At 61.6% G+C, this 19,491-nt stretch carries 12 protein-coding genes; 8 read left to right on the forward strand and 4 right to left on the reverse strand.

Features of this window, described 5'->3' with window-relative positions:
• The gene (locus FJQ55_RS02465) at window positions 1–2,214 is read left to right on the forward strand and encodes an FAD-dependent oxidoreductase (protein WP_140826139.1); all 2,214 of its coding nucleotides are present in this window, start codon (window positions 1–3) and stop codon (window positions 2,212–2,214) included.
• Window positions 2,215–2,282: 68 nt separating this feature from the next.
• On the opposite strand, the gene FJQ55_RS02470 is transcribed toward FJQ55_RS02465, so the two are convergent.
• Window positions 2,283–3,314: a glycerophosphodiester phosphodiesterase family protein gene (locus tag FJQ55_RS02470; protein WP_140826140.1), complete on the reverse strand. Its 1,032-nt coding sequence runs from the start codon at window positions 3,312–3,314 to the stop codon at window positions 2,283–2,285.
• Window positions 3,315–3,483: 169 nt separating this feature from the next.
• Here FJQ55_RS02470 and FJQ55_RS02475 point away from each other — a divergent pair, with 169 nt between their 5' ends.
• Window positions 3,484–5,199, forward strand: a complete 1,716-nt coding sequence (locus FJQ55_RS02475) for a GH32 C-terminal domain-containing protein (RefSeq protein WP_140826141.1) — start codon at window positions 3,484–3,486, stop codon at window positions 5,197–5,199.
• Between the two features lie 26 nt (window positions 5,200–5,225).
• Here the strand turns inward: FJQ55_RS02475 and FJQ55_RS02480 are convergent, their stop codons facing one another.
• The 3 genes from FJQ55_RS02480 to FJQ55_RS02490 all read right to left on the reverse strand — a co-directional run bounded on the left by FJQ55_RS02480 (window position 5,226) and on the right by FJQ55_RS02490 (window position 11,125).
• Window positions 5,226–6,686 (reverse strand): serine/threonine protein kinase, encoded by a 1,461-nt coding sequence (locus tag FJQ55_RS02480; RefSeq protein ID WP_140826142.1) that lies wholly within the window; start codon window positions 6,684–6,686, stop codon window positions 5,226–5,228.
• Window positions 6,687–6,728: 42 nt separating this feature from the next.
• The gene (locus FJQ55_RS02485) at window positions 6,729–7,469 is read right to left on the reverse strand and encodes a metallophosphoesterase family protein (RefSeq protein WP_140826143.1); all 741 of its coding nucleotides are present in this window, start codon (window positions 7,467–7,469) and stop codon (window positions 6,729–6,731) included.
• Between the two features lie 149 nt (window positions 7,470–7,618).
• The gene (locus FJQ55_RS02490; RefSeq protein ID WP_140826144.1) at window positions 7,619–11,125 is read right to left on the reverse strand and encodes a PAS domain-containing hybrid sensor histidine kinase/response regulator; all 3,507 of its coding nucleotides are present in this window, start codon (window positions 11,123–11,125) and stop codon (window positions 7,619–7,621) included.
• Between the two features lie 199 nt (window positions 11,126–11,324).
• Here FJQ55_RS02490 and mscL point away from each other — a divergent pair, with 199 nt between their 5' ends.
• From mscL to FJQ55_RS02520, 6 genes are all read left to right on the forward strand, one after another.
• Entirely contained in the window at window positions 11,325–11,750 is a 426-nt protein-coding gene (gene mscL, locus FJQ55_RS02495; protein WP_140826145.1) for a large conductance mechanosensitive channel protein MscL, read from the forward strand.
• 138 nt (window positions 11,751–11,888) lie between these two features.
• Window positions 11,889–13,058, forward strand: a complete 1,170-nt coding sequence (locus FJQ55_RS02500; protein WP_140826146.1) for a pyridoxal phosphate-dependent aminotransferase — start codon at window positions 11,889–11,891, stop codon at window positions 13,056–13,058.
• A 175-nt stretch (window positions 13,059–13,233) separates the two neighbouring features.
• On the forward strand, window positions 13,234–14,262 hold the full coding sequence (gene galE / locus FJQ55_RS02505; protein WP_140826147.1) for a UDP-glucose 4-epimerase GalE: 1,029 nt from the start codon (window positions 13,234–13,236) through the stop codon (window positions 14,260–14,262).
• Window positions 14,263–14,447: 185 nt separating this feature from the next.
• Complete coding sequence (locus FJQ55_RS02510; RefSeq protein WP_140826148.1) at window positions 14,448–15,518, forward strand: HlyD family secretion protein; 1,071 nt, start codon at window positions 14,448–14,450, stop codon at window positions 15,516–15,518.
• Window position 15,519: 1 nt separating this feature from the next.
• Window positions 15,520–18,303: a ribosome-associated ATPase/putative transporter RbbA gene (gene rbbA / locus FJQ55_RS02515; protein ID WP_140826149.1), complete on the forward strand. Its 2,784-nt coding sequence runs from the start codon at window positions 15,520–15,522 to the stop codon at window positions 18,301–18,303.
• A 3-nt stretch (window positions 18,304–18,306) separates the two neighbouring features.
• Window positions 18,307–19,419 (forward strand): ABC transporter permease, encoded by a 1,113-nt coding sequence (locus tag FJQ55_RS02520; RefSeq protein ID WP_140826150.1) that lies wholly within the window; start codon window positions 18,307–18,309, stop codon window positions 19,417–19,419.
• Window positions 19,420–19,491: the final 72 nt, after the last annotated feature.

The raw sequence follows: 19,491 nt of genomic DNA on the forward strand, positions 1-19,491 counted from the left end.
ATGACTTACAAGAACTTCACCATCGAGACCGACGCAGACGGCATTGCCCTCGTGACCTGGGACATGCCTGACAAGTCGATGAACGTCTTCACCGTGGAAGTGATGGACGAGATCGAGAAGATTGTCGATCAGACCTGCGTCGATGACGGCATCAAGGGCGTCGTCTTCACCTCCGGCAAGTCCTCCTTCTCCGGTGGCGCCGATCTCACCATGATCAAGGGCATGTTCTCCATGCTCGAAGAGGAAAAGGCCAAGGACCCGGCCGCCGCTGTCCAGAAGCTCTTCGACGCCGCCGGCCGCATGACCTGGCTGTGGCGCAAGATCGAAACCTGCGGCAAGCCGTGGGTCTCGGCGATCAATGGCACCTGCATGGGTGGCGCGACCGAGCTGTCGCTCGCCTGCCATGGCCGCGTGGCGTCGAACGCGAAGTCGGTCAAGATCGGCCTGCCGGAAGTCAAGGTCGGTATCTTCCCCGGCGCCGGTGGCACGCAGCGCGTGGCACGTCTCGCCAACACGCAGGATGCCCTCCAGATGATGACCACGGGCCAGACGCTGTCGGCTGCCCGCGCCAAGGCGATGAACCTCGTGCACCAGGTCGTCGAACCCGGCGAACTGATTAATGCTGCAAAGCAGATGATCAAGGATGGTCTGAAGCCGGTTGCTCCCTGGGACGAGAAGGGCTTCAAGGTTCCAGGCGGCGGCATCTGGACCCCGGCCGCAGCCCAGCTCTGGCCCGCTGCTTCCGCCATCCTGCGCCGCGAAACTGCCGGCAACTACCCGGCAGCGCTCGCGATCCTGAAATGCGTCTACGAAGGGCTGCAGGTGCCCTTTGATACGGGCCTGAAGATCGAGCAGCGCTACTTCACCGAGATCGTCCAGACCACCGAAGCCTATTCAATGATCCGCTCGCTCTTCGTCTCGATGCAGGAGCTGAACAAGGGCGCCCGTCGCCCGGCCGGTCAGCCGAAGTCGGAGATCAAGAAGGTCGGCGTCGTCGGGGCCGGTTTCATGGGCGCCTCGATCGCTTATGTGACGGCCGCAGCCGGCATCAATGTCGTGCTGATTGACCGTGACATGGAAGCAGCGACGAAGGGCAAGACCCATTCGGAAGGCCTCGTTGCCGGCGCCGTCGGCAAGGGCAAACTGACCAAGGACGAGGGCGACAAGCTTCTCTCCCTGATCACGCCGTCGGATGACTACAGCACGCTTTCCGATGCCGATCTTGTCATTGAAGCCGTGTTCGAAGACCGCGACGTCAAGAAGGCCGTGATCGAGAAGGTCGAGGCCGTGCTGCCGGAAGGCGCGATTTTCGCCTCCAACACCTCGACCCTGCCGATCACCGGTCTCGCCAAGAACTCCAAGCGCCCTGTCAATTTCATCGGCATCCACTTCTTCTCGCCGGTCGAGAAGATGATGCTGACGGAAGTCATCCTCGGCAAGGAAACCGGCGACAAGGCGCTGGCCGTGGCCCTCGACTATGTCGCTGCGATCAAGAAGACCCCGATCGTCGTCAACGACACCCGTGGCTTCTTCGTCAACCGCTGCGTCTTGCGCTACATGGCTGAGAGCTACAACATGCTCATCGAAGGCGTGCCTCCTGTCATGATCGAGAATGCCGCGAAATTCGCCGGCATGCCGGTCGGTCCGCTCGCCTTGAACGACGAGGTTGCAATCGATCTTTCCTACAAGATCCTGAAGGCCACTGTTGCCGACCTCGGCGAGAAGGCGATCGACCCGCGCCACATGGAACTGGTCGCCCGCATGGTTGAAAAGGAAGAACGCTTCGGCCGCAAGAACGGCAAGGGCTTCTACGACTATCCGGCAAAGCCCGCAAAGAAGCATGTCTGGCCGGGCCTGAAGGATCTCTATCCGCAGCAGAAGCCGGACGCCGTCAACGTCAAGACCCTGCAGGAACGCTTCCTCGCCACCATCGCGCTCGAAGCCGCCCGCACCGTCGAGGAAGGCATCGTCACCGACCCGCGCGAAGCTGATGTCGGCTCGATCCTCGGCTTCGGCTTTGCGCCCTACACCGGCGGTGCCCTGTCCTATATCGACGGCATGGGCGTGAAGACCTTCGTGGAACTCTGCGAGCGTCTCGCGAAGGACTACGGCGCGCACTTCACCCCGACGCCGCTCTTGAAGGACATGGCTGCGAAGGGCGAGACCTTCTACGGACGGTTTGACCCCTATGGCGATGCGGCCAAGGCTGCCTGAAGCAAGTGTCTATCGATATTGAGAAAAGGCGGCTTTCGGCCGCCTTTTCCGTTTCTGCAGCAAAGAGTTCAGTTCGTCAGCTCATAAGGCCGCCGCAGGCCCTGTGCGTCGAGCCATGCGATGACCGCCTCCGGCTCGTCTGTCTGAATGATCGTCACACCACGCTCGACGAAGAAGCCCCAGACATCCTGCGGGCGTCCCGTGGACAGTGCGAGATAGTCACCGCGTCCGCCGGCCACCATGCCTTCCGGCCGGTCGGTGATCGCATAAGTGTTGATCCACAAATGGGTGTTGTTGCGGATCGCTGCAGCCCGCGACAGCGGTGAAAGCAGGGGGCCGCCATCCGGCGTGACCGGCAAGCTTGCATCGCGGTGCCAATGGATCAGTTCGGCCGCTGGCGCAGAGAGTGCCGATTGTGTCCGGTCGACAAAGGCCGTCTCGGTCACGGCGTCGTCGGCCAGGATCGGCATGAACGCGATCTCGGGGCCGATCGCGCGGCGGATGTCGCGGGCAAGCTGCAGCCGCTCCGGGTTCCAGATCGCCATCTTGAGGAGCACACCACCCGTCATGTCGAGCCGTCGCGCAAGGTCGGCGACCTCGACCAGAGCCTCGGGCTCCAGCTTGTTGTCGACGTTGATCATGATCCGGCCGCGCGCATGCAGCATGGCCTCTTCCAGTGTGAAGACATGTTCGTCGGTGACTTCGCGCGCACCTTCGACAATCAGGCGACAGGTCCTCAAGTCCGCCAGATCGCGCTCGGCAACCTTGCCCTTGCAGGTCGTCGTCCGGTCCAGCGTTTCGTCATGCATGATCACGAGTGCGCCGTCGCGGCTGCGGCGAACGTCGAGTTCAACCATTTCGACGCCGATCGCGGAGGCATGGTCGATGGCGGCGAAGGAGTTTTCCGCCCGCATCGGTTTGCCTTTCTCCTTCCAGCCGGCCCGATGCGCCACCACCATCACATGATCCCGAAACAGGTTGGCATGGGTCAGCCGCTCGTGGATCAGGGCTGCATGCATCGGAGCCGGGATCCGCGCAAGGCTCGCGGCACCCGCGACAAGCGCAAAGAACAGGCTGACAAAAAGCATGGCAAGGCGCATGGCGGGTCTCCCTCGTCCGTGGATCGCGTTCTGCGGCGATAGGTGCTTCGCGTGAAACGGCCATGACGTTTTTCTGAAACCTCTGTGACGGGGCCTAAGGGAACAGGAAACCATGATGGCCCGTTGAATGCTCAAATGGGCAGCCGGGCATGAGGGGCAGGAGACAAGCATGACGATATCGCACGCCATTCCGGAAGGTTATCGAACCATCGATGTGGATCTCCCGGTCAATGCAATGCTGCACCTGTGGCTGAAGGCGGTCACACCGGCCGAGCCCGGATCCGTGTCCCTCTACAGCGTCAATGGCAAGTTCGGCGAGGTTCAGGCGGTCAATGCCGAGGAAAACTCCTTCCGCATCTATCATGTCTTCGGCGGCGGCACCGTGACGCTCGCTTACGATACGGCGGTCACCTCTGTCTCAGTCGCCTATTGGTTCACCCCGTCCGACGTCCTAGAAACGGGCATCACCGTCATCCACACCAACCCAGCGAATGAACCACCCGACTTGCCGAATGGCTATCACTTCCGTCCGCCCTTCGGCTGGATGAACGATCCCAATGGTTTTGGCCGCTTTGGTGGAAGGCCGCATCTGTTTTACCAGCATTACTCGCATGGCCGCATCTGGAACAATATGCACTGGGGCCATGCCGTCTCGCCCGACTACTTGCGCTGGCGCCACCTCCCGGTCTTCCTGTTTCCCTCAGAGGAATTGACCGTCCGGCCGGATAAGCGCGGCGGCGCCTTTTCGGGTTCGGCCATCGCTCGACCCGACGGGCCAGGCATCCGCGTCTTCTTCACCGAAAAGATCGCTGACCGGATTCCGGAACAGGAAATCCAACTGACGGCAACCTCGACCGATCTTTTTAGCGCCGGCGCTGCCGAAGTTCTCTTGCCGCACAGGCCGGATGGAGAGGGGCTGACCTTCGATTTTCGCGATCCCTATGTCTTTCGTGGTCCGGATGGGCTCTGGAAGATGCTACTCGGCAGCCAGAGCGCCGAGGGTGGCGTGGTGCTGCTGTACGAGACCACTGACAACACCGCCGCAGACGGATGGACCTATCTCGGTAAGCTTTACACTGAGACGCGTTATCAGACCTCGGCACTCGAATGCCCATGCCTTCTGCCGGTCGATGGCGACGCACGGGACCCCGCAACGCGCTGGGCGCTCATCTATGGCCTGATGAATGGCGAGGACAAGGAAACCGGGCGCCGCAACCTGACCATGATCGATATAGGCTGGTTTGACGGGCGGAGTTTCGCCAAGGAATTCGGGCGTGAACTGGATTTCGGCACCGATAACTATGCCTTTCAGGCCTTCGTCGATGGCGGCACACCGGTCGGCATTGGCTGGCTCGGCAATTGGGCCGACACAGGCCCGACGGTCGATTTTCCCTCGGCCATGAGCCTGCCCCGGACGCTGGTTCTGGACGGTGGCGAACTGCTGACCCCGCCCATTGGGGCAGCGGAAAGCCTGAGAGCCCGGATGATCGACCGCACGCGGCTGGTGGCAGGGCAATCGGTACAACTGCCGCACGGCGCTGCTGAAGTGGTCTTCGAGCTGGACCAGCCCGGCGCGGAATTCCGGCTGGAATTTGATCACCCCGAGATGCGCCTGGCGCTCGCCCAGCATGCGGAAGGTCTGGAAATCCTGCACGGCTTTCTCGACCGGCCGGAAGAGCCGCCAGGGCCGCGCTATATTGCAAAGGCCGCTGGGGTGAAACGTATCAGGGTCTTCCTCGACTACGGCTCGCTTGAGGTCTTCGCCGATGGTGGGCGTTTGGCCGGCACAAAACGCATCGCAGGTTTTGAGCCAGTGCGGGGATTACGGCTCGTCGCGACCCAGGGGACCGTCACGCAGGCGACGGTGTGGTCGCTGCGGTTATAGGAGCATTCTCGGCCGGGGCGAAGCGTCTACGCATGCCCGGCGAGATCGGTTTCACCCTCAATGATCGAACTTTGTTTGGCGACCGGAGCACTTGCGCCGCGCACCCGGACGACCGTGACGGAGCATGGGGCAGATGCCGCCACCTCACCGGAGACGCTGCCCATCAATGAGCGCAGCGTCGAGTTGGCCCTTGCGCCCATCACCACATGATCGACATTGTTGTCGCGTGCGAATGTGAGGATCGCCTGGGCCGGCGAGACGGCCTCCAGCACGTGGTAGGTTATGTCCGCCTCGTCCGCGCCAAGCGGCGCTGCCCAATGCTTTAGCGCAGCAAGCCGCATCACATGTTTGCTGTTGCCCTCGGCGTCTAGGTCGTCATCGAGCGCAAGACGGGCGATCTTCAGCACGTTGACGCAGGCGATGCGGGCATGCGGCGAATTGCGGATGATCCTCTTTGCCGTCTCCCGCAATGCCTCGGCCAATTCCTGGCTCGCCGCATTCAGATCGATGGCCACCATCACGATGGGCGCAGAAGCGAGAAGGGCGGTCGCCCCTTTCGGCTTGATCAACTCGATCGGATCGGGGTTCAGCATGCGCTTCACCACCTGACGCCAGCCGTCCCGGCTGGTCTTTTCCGCGCGGGCCGTGAGGCGGACACCGTAGAGATTGCCGAGATCGAGGGCGAGTTGGGCCGCCGTCTGGTAACGACGCGCAGGGTTGACCTCCAGGCAGCGCAGGATGATCTCCTGGCACGCCTTGGAGACCATCGGATTGAGCTCGCGGGGCGGGGGCGGATCCCACCAGAGCCGCTTCTTCAGGCCGTTCATCCTCTGCGGGTCGCCGAAGGGCCGACGCCCAGTCGAGAAGAAATACATCAATACGCCGAGCGCGAAGAGATCGGAGCGAAAATCGGACCGCACGCCGAGGATCTGTTCGGGCGCCATATAGGGCGCCGTGCCATAGGGCAGGCGAAACTCCTCGTCCATCAGATCCGGAAGCTCGAGATGGCGGGCGAGGCCATAATCGACAAGCACGGCCTCACCGGTATCGCGAAAGAGGATGTTGGACGGCTTGATGTCGAGATGGACGACTTTCTGGCGATGAAGGTCGGTAAGTGCGGTCGCGATCTTCGCGGCGGTCTCGACGACCTCCGGCTGGGAACACGGCAGTCGCTCCAGCATGGGATAGAGCGACTTGCCGGGCAGTCGTTCAACAACAATGTAAGGTTGGCGCGAAAAGTCGCCGCGCGCCACAAAGCGCGGCACGTGCGGGCCGCTGATCCGCGGAAGGATCATCAACTCCATCTCGAAGCCGACGATGGTGGCGGGGTCGGTCCCGGAGCCGATCCGCGGAACCTTCATCAGGAGGGGGCCGGTATGGTCCGGATGGGTCACCTCATAGAGCTTGGCCATGCCGCCGGTATGGGCGAGCTTGCCGAGCGTGAAGCCGTCGATAACGTCGCCCTCGTCGATCCGTGTGCGTGCCATGCGATTCCCCGTCCCCCGGCCCCGAGCCTTGCCCGTCCTGCGTCAGCGTCCCCTGTAAAGTCTGAGCGCCAGCCCTTCCGGCAATGAGGCGGCACGGATCGCGTTTGCCGCGCCGTCTATGTCATAGGCGGTCCAGCGGAAGGAGAGCTCACAGTCCTGCGTGTCGTAAAGGGCCCAGGCCGCCGCCGGATTGCCATCGCGGGGCTGACCGACCGAACCCATCACGGCAAGCCAGCGTCGCGGCGGACCGACAGGAATACCGATGTCGGACGATGGAACGAAGGTCGTGACCTTGCCGCCCAGACCCTGCCCGTAAAGTGCCGGCGCATGCACATGTCCGCAGAAGCTGAGCCGCGCACTGCAACCTTTGAAGTGGGCATCAGCGTCGCTGCGGTCATGCACATAGGTAAACCGGCCAGGCGCGGAACCTTCGGCGTGCACATAGAGCCGATCCTCATCGGTGGCGGAAACCGGCAGACGCGCTAGAAATTCGCGATGCGACGGCTCGAGCGTAACGCGCGTCCAGTCGATTGCGATCCCGGCAGACGCGTTCATGGCATAGGAGGGATCGCTGATCGCCTGGTCATGATTGCCGCGCACGGCAATCGCGCCTTCAGCAACCATGGCCATGCAGGTTTCGACGCACCACTTCGGATCACCGCCATAGCCGACGATGTCGCCAAGTATGACGAAGCGTTCCGCACCCCGCGCCCTTGCATGTGCAAGCACGGTCTCGAAGGCCTGTCGGTTGCCATGGATGTCGGACAAAATAGCGATTTTCATGCCTTCGTCAGCCCTCCCTGCTGCGTCGGATCAACCCAACATAGTGAGCTTTACGGCCCTCCGCTATTCTCCGGAAGACGAAGGTCAGATGGACGTCAGGAGTGACGGCGAACGGGACTATGCTCGCCTTTAGCGGCAAAAGCGGTAGCCTATTCCGCCGCCGCTCGGCGTTGCGAGGAGACTTGCGTCATGAAGGCCCGGAGAGCAGCGGGGCGTACCGGCTTGTGCTGCAGCGTGATCGAATGACGTTCGGCTTCCGCCCGGACTTCCGCTGAACGATCGGCAGTGATCAGCAGTGCCGGCATGTCCGCCTTGGTTAGCGCGCGCAATCGCAGGATTGCCCCTATGCCGCTGCCATCGCCAAGATGATAGTCGGCGATGACCAGATCGGGTGCGGGACTGTTTTCCAGCAGTGTGTCCATCTCGGCGATCGAGCCGGCGCAGGTGACCTCGCAGCCCCAGCCGGAGATCAGCAATTGCATGCCCTCAAGGATCTTCGGCTCGTTGTCGATACAAAGCACGCGGAAGCCCTGCAGCGACGGTGTGTTGCGGCTTTCGGGCGCCAGTTTAACCACGCCGTCGGATGCCGGTTTCGCCACGTCCAGCGGCATGACCACCTTGAAGGTTGTACCCTTGCCGGGCTTGGACGCCAGTTCCACCGGATGGTGCAGCACCCGCGCAATGCGGTCGACAATCGACAGTCCAAGGCCAAGCCCGGACGCCGTCCGCATGCCTTCTTCCAGCCGGGCAAATTCCTTGAACACCGTGCGGAACTTGGAGGAGGGGATGCCGATGCCGGAATCCGTCACCTGGATCACCACCTTGTCGCCCTGACGCCGCGCCCCGACCACAATACGTCCGGCCGGCGTGTATTTGATGGCATTGGACACCAGATTCTGGATCAACCGGCGCAAGAGGGTCGGGTCTGACCGCACCGAGAATTTCGTCGGCATCACCACGAGCTTCAGGTTCTTCTCGCGCGCCATGGGCGCAAAGTCCGTTTCAATTTTCTGCAAAAGACTATTGAGCGGCACGGTGGAAAAACGCGGCTTCATTGCGCCGGTATCGAGCCTGGAGATGTCGAGAACCGCACCGAGAATGCTTTCAACCGATTCCAGCGCTGAATCGATGTTCTCAACCAACGCGCTGTCTTCGGAGTCTCCAAGGCGTTCGACCAGAGACGACGAATAGAGTCGAGCCGCATTCAGCGGCTGCAGAATGTCGTGTCCGGCTGCGGCGAAGAAACGGGTCTTGCCGATATTCGCTTCATCGGCCGCTGCCCGCGCCTCGGCCAGAGCATGATTGACCCGGGTAAGCTCTGCGGTGCGCTCGCTGACCCGTTGCTCCAGCGTCTCGTTTGCCTGTTTCAGCGCCTGATCGGCTTCGACCCGGGCGGTAATGTCACTGAACGTCGCGACCAATCCCTGGTCTGGCATGAGGTTGCAGCGCACTTCGATGATCCTCTTGCCCCCGGACAGCACCATCTGGAACGGATGGTCGAACTGATGAAATCCATGGATGACGGCCGCCACATTGGTGGCAGCCACGTCGCCGCGCTGGGCGAGGATGGCAATCATGTCGGCAAGGGGAAAGCCGACTTGGCCAACATGCTCCGGCAGATCGAGAAGGATACGGAAACGACGGTTCCAGATGGTCAGTCGATCGGATGCGTCGAAGACCGCGATGCCCTGCTCCATCTGCGCAAGCGCCGTCTGCAGCATGTCCTGATTGTATTGGAGGGCTTCCGATGCCTGATCGAGTAGCCACACGGTGTCGGCCGACGGGTCCTCGGCCTTCTGCAGGATGAGCGACAACACCAGACGGGCCGAGGACGAGCCGATCGCGCTGCCGAGAAGCTGTTCGGAGAAATGGATGAAGGCCATGTCGGCGGGGCTGTCATCCGCCAGCTTCCGGCCTGCCGCCTGTTCGTAAGACCGGAAGGAGCGCTCCATTCTCTCATTGCCGAGATAGCGGGCGATCGCGGCCTTCAGATCGCCGACCGCGACGCTGGTCTTCCAGCCGCGTGTGGCAAAGTTGGAGCGAGGCTGCCGCTTGATGAAGATCGCCGACTGGATACGCTCGACCGGGCGCGGATTGCGGCTCAGCGATCCGACGACGAAGGCGAGCGTGTTGATCAACAGGCTGAAGATCGTCGCATTGACCAGCGGGTCGGCATATTGTGTCTCGAACATCGAGAGGCCCGGCAGCAGAAAACCCAGCATGCTGGACGCGATCCAGGAATGATCGGTGGCACCGAGGCTGGGCAGGAAGAGCAAATAGGCCCAGACGAGAAAGCCGGTTGTCAGGCCGGCAATCGCGCCGCGTGCATTGGCTCGTCTCCAGATCAACCCGCCGAACATCGCCGGCGCGATCTGGGCGATGGCGGCGAAGGAGAGAAGCCCGATCTTGGCAAGTCCTGTCGTATTGTCGGCCGAGCGGAAATAGACATAGCCGAGCAGCAGCACGCCGAAGATGGCGGTCCGGCGGATATGGAGGAGCGTCTTTGCAAAATCCTCGCGCTGGCTCGGTCGGCCGAGCAGACGCTGGCGCAGGAAGATCGGCAGCACCATGTCATTGGAAATCATGATGGCAAGCGCGACGGAGGCGACGATGACCATCGCGGTCGCCGCCGAGAAGCCACCGATAAAAGTGATCAGAGTCACCAGCCCGTTGCCCGCTTCAAGCGGCAGCGACAGCACGTAAAGATCGGCATCACCTCCGCCCCCGAACGTCAGCACACCGCCGATCGCGGCCGGCAGGACGAAGATGTTGATGGCAATCAGGTAAATCGGCATCAGGATGCCCGCGAGTTTCAGCTCGCGCGGCGTGCGGTTCTCGACCACGGTCACATGGAACTGCCGTGGCAGCATGATGATGGCAAACGCCGAGAGCAGGATCAGCAGGATCCAGCGGCTGGCCGGCGTCTGGTGCGACAGGGCTGCCATGACGGCAGGGCTCTCGGTCGCTTTCTGCCAGAGATCCGCCGGTCCGTCGTAGAGCGTGAACACCACGAAAATGCCGAGCGTCCAGAATGCGACCAGCTTGACCACCGACTCCATTGCAATCGCCAGGATCAGGCCGTCCTGGTGTTCGGTTGCATCCGTGTGCCGCGTGCCGAAGACCACGGCGAAGCAGGCAAGGAGAAAGGCGACGATCAGCGGCAGATCGATGAAGTAGAGATTGCCCGTGCCGATCCCATAGGCCGAGGGGTCCATGACGGCGGCGACCGAACTGGACACGGCCTTAAGCTGGAGCGCGATATAGGGGATGATCCCGACAAGGTAGATGATCGTGACCAATAGCCCGACAATGGGGTTCTTGCCGTAACGGGCAGCAACGAAGTCTGCGCCCGAGGTGATCTTTTCGGTCTTGGCAAGATTGATGATGCGCCGAAGGATCGGCATTCCGAGCGTATACATCAGGATAGGCCCGATATAGATCGCCATGAATTCCAGCCCATGCTCGGCTGCAAGCCCCACGCCGCCGAAATAGGTCCAGGAGGTGCAGTAAACGGCAAGGCTCAGCGCGTAGACCATCGGTCGACCGCCGGCCGGAACGCCGGTGATCTTCGATTTGCGGTCGCCATAGCTCGCCACCGCAAACAAGAACAGCAGATAGCCAAGCGCCGCGACAACGATGATCCAGCCAGGAAGCACGCTTTCCTCCTCATCGCACCCCTAGGGAACTCTAGGGGATGTCTGCGTATTTTAAAATCGCTCGGCGTCTTGATCTTAAGTCGAAGAGAATCCGGCGCGAAGCGAAAATCACCATTTCCGAATGAATTGATTTTCGTTAACGATAACAGGCAGGCACTGCCCGGGACGGCGGTGGACAGCATGACAAAGGAGCAGGGGTATGCTGAACGAATTCAAGTCATTCATTGCACGTGGCAACGTCATGGACCTCGCGGTCGGCGTCATCATCGGGGGGGCCTTCGGCCTGATCGTCAATTCGCTGGTTCAGGACATTGTCATGCCTTTGGTCGGCGTGGTGTTCGGTGGCTTCGATTTTTCCAACTACTTCCTGCCCCTGAGCAGCAAGGTCACGGCGACATCGCTTGCCGCCGCCCGCGAACAGGGTGCCGTCTTCGCCTATGGCAACTTCATCACTGTGGTCATCAATTTCCTGATCCTTGCCTGGATTATCTTCCTGATGGTCAAGGGCGTGAACACGCTGCGTAAGTCGCTGGAAAGGGAAGAGCAGAAGGCAACGGAGGCAGCGCCGCCCCCGGCCGACATCCAGCTGCTGACCGAGATCCGAGACCTGTTGAAAACCCGTTGACGGCTTTGGCTGCGGTCATCCTGGCATGCCGCCGCAGCCATCCATCAGCCGTATCGATCCCTTCCTAACGGAAAATCATGGGATTTTCCGTGGCGCATCAGCTAGACAGGGCACTCACAACGAAGGAGAGCCCACCGCATGTCTTTGCTGGAAAGCCTGAGCCCGCGCGCCCTCGCAGCCCCTGAAAGCGGGATTGTCGAGATCCTGAATTACGCGCGCGGTCGCGATGGCCTGTTGCCGCTCTGGGTTGGCGAGGGCGATTTGCCGACCCCGGATTTCATTAATCGGGCGGCAAGCGATGCTCTTCTCGCCGGCGAGACCTTCTACACCTGGCAGCGCGGTATTCCAGAACTCCGTGAGGCCCTGTCGCGCTATTACCAGCGCCACTTTTCCGTTGATCTTTCAGCCGAGCATTTTTATGCGACCGGCTCAGGCATGCAGGCGATTGCGCTGGCCGTTCAGGCGCTGACCTCGCCCGGCGACGAGATGATCTATCTATCGCCCTGCTGGCCGAACATAGTGGCTGCCATCGATCTGGCCGGCGGCAAGTCGGTCGGCCTGCCGCTGACATTTGCCGATGGCCGCTGGATGCTGGATCTTGACCGGCTTGAAAAGACGATCACGCCGAAGACTCGCGCGCTCTTCATCAACACCCCGTCGAACCCGACCGGCTGGACCGCGACACGGGATGAGCTGAAGGCGATTCTGGAGATCGCCCGGCGCCATGGCATCTGGATACTCGCCGACGAAATCTATGCGCTTTACTACTACGGAACCGCGACGCGCGCGCCCTCCTTTCTCGATGTGATGGAAGAGGGCGACCGGGTGATCTTCGCCAATTCTTTCTCCAAGAATTGGTCGATGACCGGTTGGCGCGTCGGCTGGATCGTGGCACCGCCGGAACTCGGACAGGTGTTGGAGAATCTCATTCAGTATTCGACCTCCGGGGTCGCCCAATTCATGCAGCGCGGCGCTGTGGTGGCGCTCGACGACGGTGACGATTTCGTCCGCGAGAACATCGCCCGCGCGACAAAGTCCCGCGATATCTTCTGCGACACGCTCACTGCGACCAACCGTGTCGAGACCTTGAAGCCGGAAGGTGCGCTATACGCTTTCCTCAAGATCGACGGCATCACCGACAGCCGTCAGGCGGCCCTCGACATCGTTGACAAGACCGGGGTCGGTCTCGCGCCGGGAACCGCTTTCGGTGAGGGCGGCCTGCCATTTCTGCGTGCCTGCTTCCTGCGCAATCCCGCGCAGATCGAGGACGCAGCCCAGCGGCTCGCCGGTTTCATTCGGGCGCTTTGATCTCCGGCAGAGGATGCTGTCGGGATTGGATAAAATGCGAGCGAATCTGTTGATCCAATCTTTAGCAAAACTCCTAAAATGCAATCGCTTTCAATCGCTTAGGGGCGGTTGATAAGCAGTCGGAAAGGTCGTTCGTGTTCCTGTCTTCCCAATAAGAAACTGCGGGAAGAAAATCATGGCGATCTTGGTCACGGGCGGAGCCGGTTACATTGGCAGCCACATGGTCTGGGCTTTGCTCGAAGCGGGCGAAGACGTCGTGGTCGTTGATCGACTCTCGACCGGTTTCCGCTGGGCCGTTGCGCCGCAGGCGCGTTTCTATCTGGGTGACATCGGCAAGCCTTCAGTCCTGAAGCACGTCTTCGCGGAGAACGACATCGAGGCGATTATCCATTTTGCCGGATCGATCGTCGTGCCGGACTCGATTGCGGATCCTCTCGGCTATTACGAAAACAACACCGGCAATACCCATCGCCTGTTGACCGCTGCTGTAAAGGCGGGGATCGACAAGGTCATCTTTTCCTCGACAGCAGCCGTCTATGGCACCCCTGAGAACGCACGGCCCATCCGCGAAGATGCGCCGCTGCGCCCGGAAACACCCTATGGCCAGTCGAAGCTGATGAGCGAATTGATGCTCCGGGACACCGCGCGGGCCCATGGCCTGAACTACGTCGCGCTGCGCTATTTCAACGTAGCCGGTGCCGATGTGAAAGGCCGCGCCGGCAATTCGGCAGTCGGCGCCACCCATCTTCTCAAGGTCGCCTGCGAGGCAGCTCTTGGCCGCCGCAAGTCCATGTCGGTCTTCGGCACGGATTACGAGACGCCCGACGGTACCGGTGTGCGCGACTACATCCACGTCAACGATCTCGTTGACGCGCATCTGCGGGCGCTTTGCTACCTACGCAAGGGTGGCGGCCCTTTGGTCGCCAATTGCGGTTATGGCCGTGGCTATTCCGTGCTCGATATCATCGAAGCGGTGCGCCGAGCGACCAATCAGACTTTCACCGTCGACTATGTCGACCGCCGTCCGGGCGACGCTGGTCTGGTGGTCGCCGATTCAACGCTCGCACGCACCGTCCTCGACTGGCAGCCTCGGCACGACGACCTGGACGTGATCGTCGCAACGGCGCTCGCTTGGGAGCGGCATCTCGAGTCGATGGCAGCTCCCGACATCAAGGATCTGCGCCGGCTCGCCATTGGCTTCTGATCCCAGCTCCGCACGGCTGGTGCACCGAGCAGTCGCTTTCTGAAGCCGGCCACCTGAAACCGCGGCGAGTGCCGCCCCCTTTTTTGATTTGAATCAAGATCATTGCTGCGCTGCAGTCGTAACACTTCATGCAGGAACATGGCCGTTGCCGCGGCCATGTCTGCTGTATGGCGCGGAGAGATGAGATGGCAAAGCGACAGGGCGGCCTGCTGGCCGCAGTGCTGCTCCTCCTGGTGGCGGGCGGTGCCTATTACGGTTGGAAAACCTATGCGGGCGACGGCCTCCCGGAACATATCGCCAGCGGCAATGGCCGCATCGAGGCTGTCGAAGTTGACATCTCGGCAAAAAGCGGCGGCCGGGTGAAGGAAATTCTTGTCGGCGAAGGCGACTTCGTCACGGCAGGCCAGGTTCTGGCAGAGATGGACACGGACCAATTGCAGGCGGGCCTTCGTCAAGCGGAGGCCGAGCGACGTCGGGCAGAGATCGGCGTCGAAACTGCAAAGAGCCTGGTGGCGCAGCGCGAAGCCGAACGCGCGGCGGCGCTCGCAACCGTCGACCAGCGCAACGCGCAACTCGACGCGGCCACGATCAAGCTCGCGCGGGCCGAACGGATGATCGAGAGCAACACCACGAGCCAGCAAACCGTCGACGACGACCGGGCCAATGCCGCAAGCGCGAAGGCGGCACTGGCTGCAGCCAGAGCACAGGTTGCTGCTTCCGATGCCGCGATCGGCGCGGCCAAGGCCCAGATCGTTGATGCCGAAGCGGCAATCGACGTGGCGACGGCCGCGATCGAAAAGGTCAATGCCGATATTGCCGATAGTACACTGCGCGCGCCCCGCGACGGCCGTGTCCAATACCGCGTGGCGCAGCCGGGGGAGGTTCTGGCCGCCGGTGGCCGCGTCTTGAACATGGTAGACCTCGCCGATGTCTACATGTCCTTCTTCCTTCCCACCCTGCAGGTTGGGCAGATCGCGCTTGGCAGCGAAGCCCGGATCGTTCTCGACGCCGTTCCAAATTACACAATCCCCGCTGAGGTCAGCTTCGTGGCCGATGTTGCACAGTTCACGCCGAAGACGGTGGAAACCGAGGAGGAGCGTCAGAAGCTGATGTTCAGGGTCAAGGCGGCGATCCCGAAGGAACTGCTGAAAAAATACATTCATCAGGTGAAGACCGGGCTCCCCGGTGTGGCCTATGTCAATCTTGATCCCAAGGCTCCCTGGCCTGACAGCCTGACCCGCACCCTGGTGAAGTGACATGAACACTTCCGCCCGCGACAATCCATCGCCGGCTCCGGTGGTGCGCATGGAAGGGGTTAGCCTCAGCTATGGCAAGACGCGAGCACTGAGATCGATCTCGCTGGATCTCCCGGCGGGCGTCATGGTCGGCCTCATTGGCCCAGATGGTGTCGGCAAGTCCAGCTTGCTCTCGCTCGTTGCAGGAGCGCGTGCCATCCAGGAGGGACGGGTCGAGGTGCTGGGAGGCAACATGGCCAATTCCCGTCATCGCCGTCTGAGTTGCCCGCGCATCGCCTACATGCCGCAGGGTCTGGGCAAGAACCTCTACCCGACCCTGTCCGTCTACGAGAACATCGAGTTCTTCGGACGCATCTTCGGTCAGGACCGGGTCGAGCGGGAGAGACGCATCCGCACCCTCCTGCAGGCGACCGGACTTTCGCCTTTCGCGGACCGGCCGGCCGGTAAGCTTTCCGGCGGCATGAAGCAGAAGCTGGGGCTCTGCTGCGCGCTTATTCATGATCCAGACCTGCTGATCCTCGACGAGCCCACGACGGGTGTGGATCCTCTGTCACGGCGTCAGTTCTGGCAGCTCATCGGCGAGATCCGCACAAGGCGACCCGGCATGAGCGTGATCGTCGCCACGGCCTACATGGAAGAGGCGGCGAGCTTCGACTGGCTGGTTGCAATGGATGAAGGCTCGGTACTTGCCGCCGGATCGCCGACGGACCTGCTCGAGACGACGGGGACCGACAACCTCGACTCGGCCTTCATCGCGCTCCTGCCGGAGGAAAAGCGCCGGCAGCACAGGACGCTGGCGATCCCGGCAAGGACCGATGGCGCGGCAGCGGAAACCGCGATACGGGCCGAAGGGCTTACCATGCGCTTTGGCGATTTCACCGCTGTCGACCGGGTGAGTTTCGACATCCCGCGCGGCGAAATCTTCGGTTTTCTCGGATCGAACGGCTGCGGCAAGACGACGACGATGAAAATGCTGACGGGCCTGCTTGCGGCAAGCGAAGGCAAGGCGGAGGTTTTCGGCCGCGCGATCGACCCGAAGGACATCGATCTGCGACGCCGCGTCGGCTATATGAGCCAGGCCTTCTCGCTTTATGGCGAGCTGACGGTGCGGCAGAACCTCGAACTGCATGGCCGTCTCTTCAGCATGGCGGAAGCCGAAATTGCTCCGCGTATCGAGGAACTTACCACGCGCTTCGGCTTGTCGACAGCACTTGACGACCTGCCCGACAGCCTGCCGCTTGGCATGCGCCAGAGATTGTCTCTCGCCGTCGCCCTGATCCACAAGCCGGACATCCTGATCCTCGATGAGCCCACCTCAGGCGTCGATCCGGTTGCCCGCGATGACTTCTGGCAACTGCTGGCCGACCTGTCGCGGCGCGACAATGTCACGATCTTCGTCTCGACCCATTTCATGAACGAGGCGGAGCTCTGCGACCGGATTTCGCTGATGCATGCGGGCCGCGTGCTGGTGACGGATACGCCCCAAGCGATCGTGGCGAGCCGGGCGGCATCGAGCCTGGACGAAGCCTTCATCAGTTATCTTGAAGAGGCGATCGGCGTAACCGCACCGTCGGCTCCTATTGCAGATGAGCACGAGCCCGAGCTTCCCAACCCGGCACCCTCTCCGGTTCAGATCCGACCGCGACAGCGCGCATTCATCGACCGTCGCCGTCTCTTGGCTTTCAGCCGCCGCGAAGCGCTGGAACTGCGCCGTGACCCGATCCGTGCGACGCTTGCCATGGTGGGAAGCCTCATTCTGATGTTCGTCATCGGTTATGGCATCAATCTCGACGTCGAGAATCTGACTTTTGCCGCCCTCGACCGCGACGACACGGTCTTGAGCCGCGAATACATCGCCGAAATCTCCGGCTCTCGCTATTTTATCGAGCGACCGCCGATCACCGACTATGTCGATCTCGATCGCCGAATGCGCTCCGGCGAGATCAGTCTCGCGATCGAAATCCCCTCGGGCTTCGGAGCGAATTTGCAGCGGGGAGGGGAGCCGGTCGAGATTGGCGCCTGGATCGACGGCGCGATGCCGATGCGCGCGGAAACCGTATCGGGTTACGTGCAGGGCATGCATGCAGGCTGGCTAACGCGCAAGGCGCGGGAGCTTTATGGCGATGCGGCAGCATCGGGCCGCTTCGGTCTGGAGCTGCGCTATCGGTACAATCCGGGGGTGGAAAGTCTGGTTTCCATGGTACCTGCTGTCATCCCGCTGCTCCTGATGCTGATCCCGGCGATGCTTTCGGTACTCAGTGTGGTGCGCGAAAAGGAACTCGGCTCGATCACCAATTTCTACGTAACACCCGTGACCCGGCTCGAATTTCTGCTCGGCAAGCAGATCCCCTATCTTGCGATCGCCTGCCTCAATTTCCTGATGCTCACGGCCTTCGCCGTTTTTGCCTTCCGGGTGCCCCTGACCGGCAACTTCTGGGCGTTGGCTCTCGGTGCATTCCTGTATGTCTTTGCCTCCACGGCGCTCGGCCTGCTCTTGTCGAGCTTCATGAAGAGCCAGATCGCCGCAATCTTCGGCACCACGTTGATCACCATCATCCCGGCCGTACAGTTCTCCGGAATGATGTCGCCGGTTTCGGCGCTCCAGGGGGCCGGTGCCTTGATTGGCCAGATCTATCCCGCAAGCCACTTCGTCACGATCTCCCGTGGTGTCTTCTCGAAAGCGCTGGGCTTTGCAGATCTCGCGACGCCGCTTGTCGCGCTCGCGATCGTCGGTCCCGTACTCTTGACGACCGGCACCCTTCTTCTCAAGAAGCAGGCGGAGTGAGCGATGCGACTGGCGACAATCTTCCAGCTTGGCATCAAGGAACTGCGGGGCCTCGTCCGCGACCCTGCACTCCTGATGCTGATCGTCTATGCCTTCACCCTGAATATCTATACCGCCGCAACGGCCGAACCGGAAACGCTGAACAAGGCCGCCATTGCAATTGTCGACGAGGATCGTTCGCCAGCCTCGGAGCGCATCATCGCGGCCTTTTATCCACCCTATTTCCTGCCGCCGAAGCTGATCACCCCGGCTGAGATAGATCCGCGCATGAATTCAGGTCTGGACACCTTCGTGCTGGATATTCCCCCGAGTTTCCAGCGAGACCTCCTGGCCGGAAAGGCCCCACAGATCCAGCTGAACATCGACGCGACGCAGATGACTCAGGCTTTTACCGGCGGCGGTTACATCCAGCAGATCGTCACCACCGAACTGAACGGGTTTCTCGATCGTGGCCGCGACGCCACCACGGTGCCGGCGAATCTGGTGCTGCGTTCGCGATTCAATCCCGAACTCGACAAGAGCTGGTTCGGCTCGATCAACGAGGTCATCTCGGCAGTGACCATGCTGTCGATCATCCTGACCGGTGCCGCCCTGATCCGCGAGCGTGAACACGGCACGATCGAGCACCTGCTTGTCATGCCGGTCAGCGCCGCTGAGATCATGCTGAGCAAGATCTGGTCCATGGCTCTCGTCGTGCTTCTGGCAACGATCTTCTCGCTTTTCGTCGTTGTCGAAGGGGCACTGCAGGTGCCGCTGCACGGTTCGATCCTGCTGTTCATTTTGGGAGCGGGCCTGCAGCTCGTCGCCGCCACCTGCATGGGCATCTTCCTCGCCACCGTCGCCGGCTCCATGCCGCAGTTCGGTTTGCTGCTGATGCTGGTCCTCCTGCCGCTGCAGATCCTGTCCGGCGGTATGACGCCGAGGGAAAGCATGCCGGAGGTGATCCAGTGGATCATGACGCTGGCGCCTAACACCCATTTTGTCATCCTGGCGCAGGCAGTTCTGTTCCGGGATGCCGGGATAGCGGTTGTCTGGCCACAGCTCCTGGCGCTTGTGGCAATCTCAAGCGTGTTCTTCGCCCTCTCCCTGCAGCGGTTTCGCGCCTTCTTGCGTTAAACGTCTAGCCGGTCATCCGGAACGCAAAAAGCCGGAGACGCGGCGGCATCTCCGGCTTTCGCGGATGCCGGC

Source organism: Rhizobium glycinendophyticum (genome assembly GCF_006443685.1).
Classification (GTDB): domain Bacteria; phylum Pseudomonadota; class Alphaproteobacteria; order Rhizobiales; family Rhizobiaceae; genus Allorhizobium; species Allorhizobium glycinendophyticum.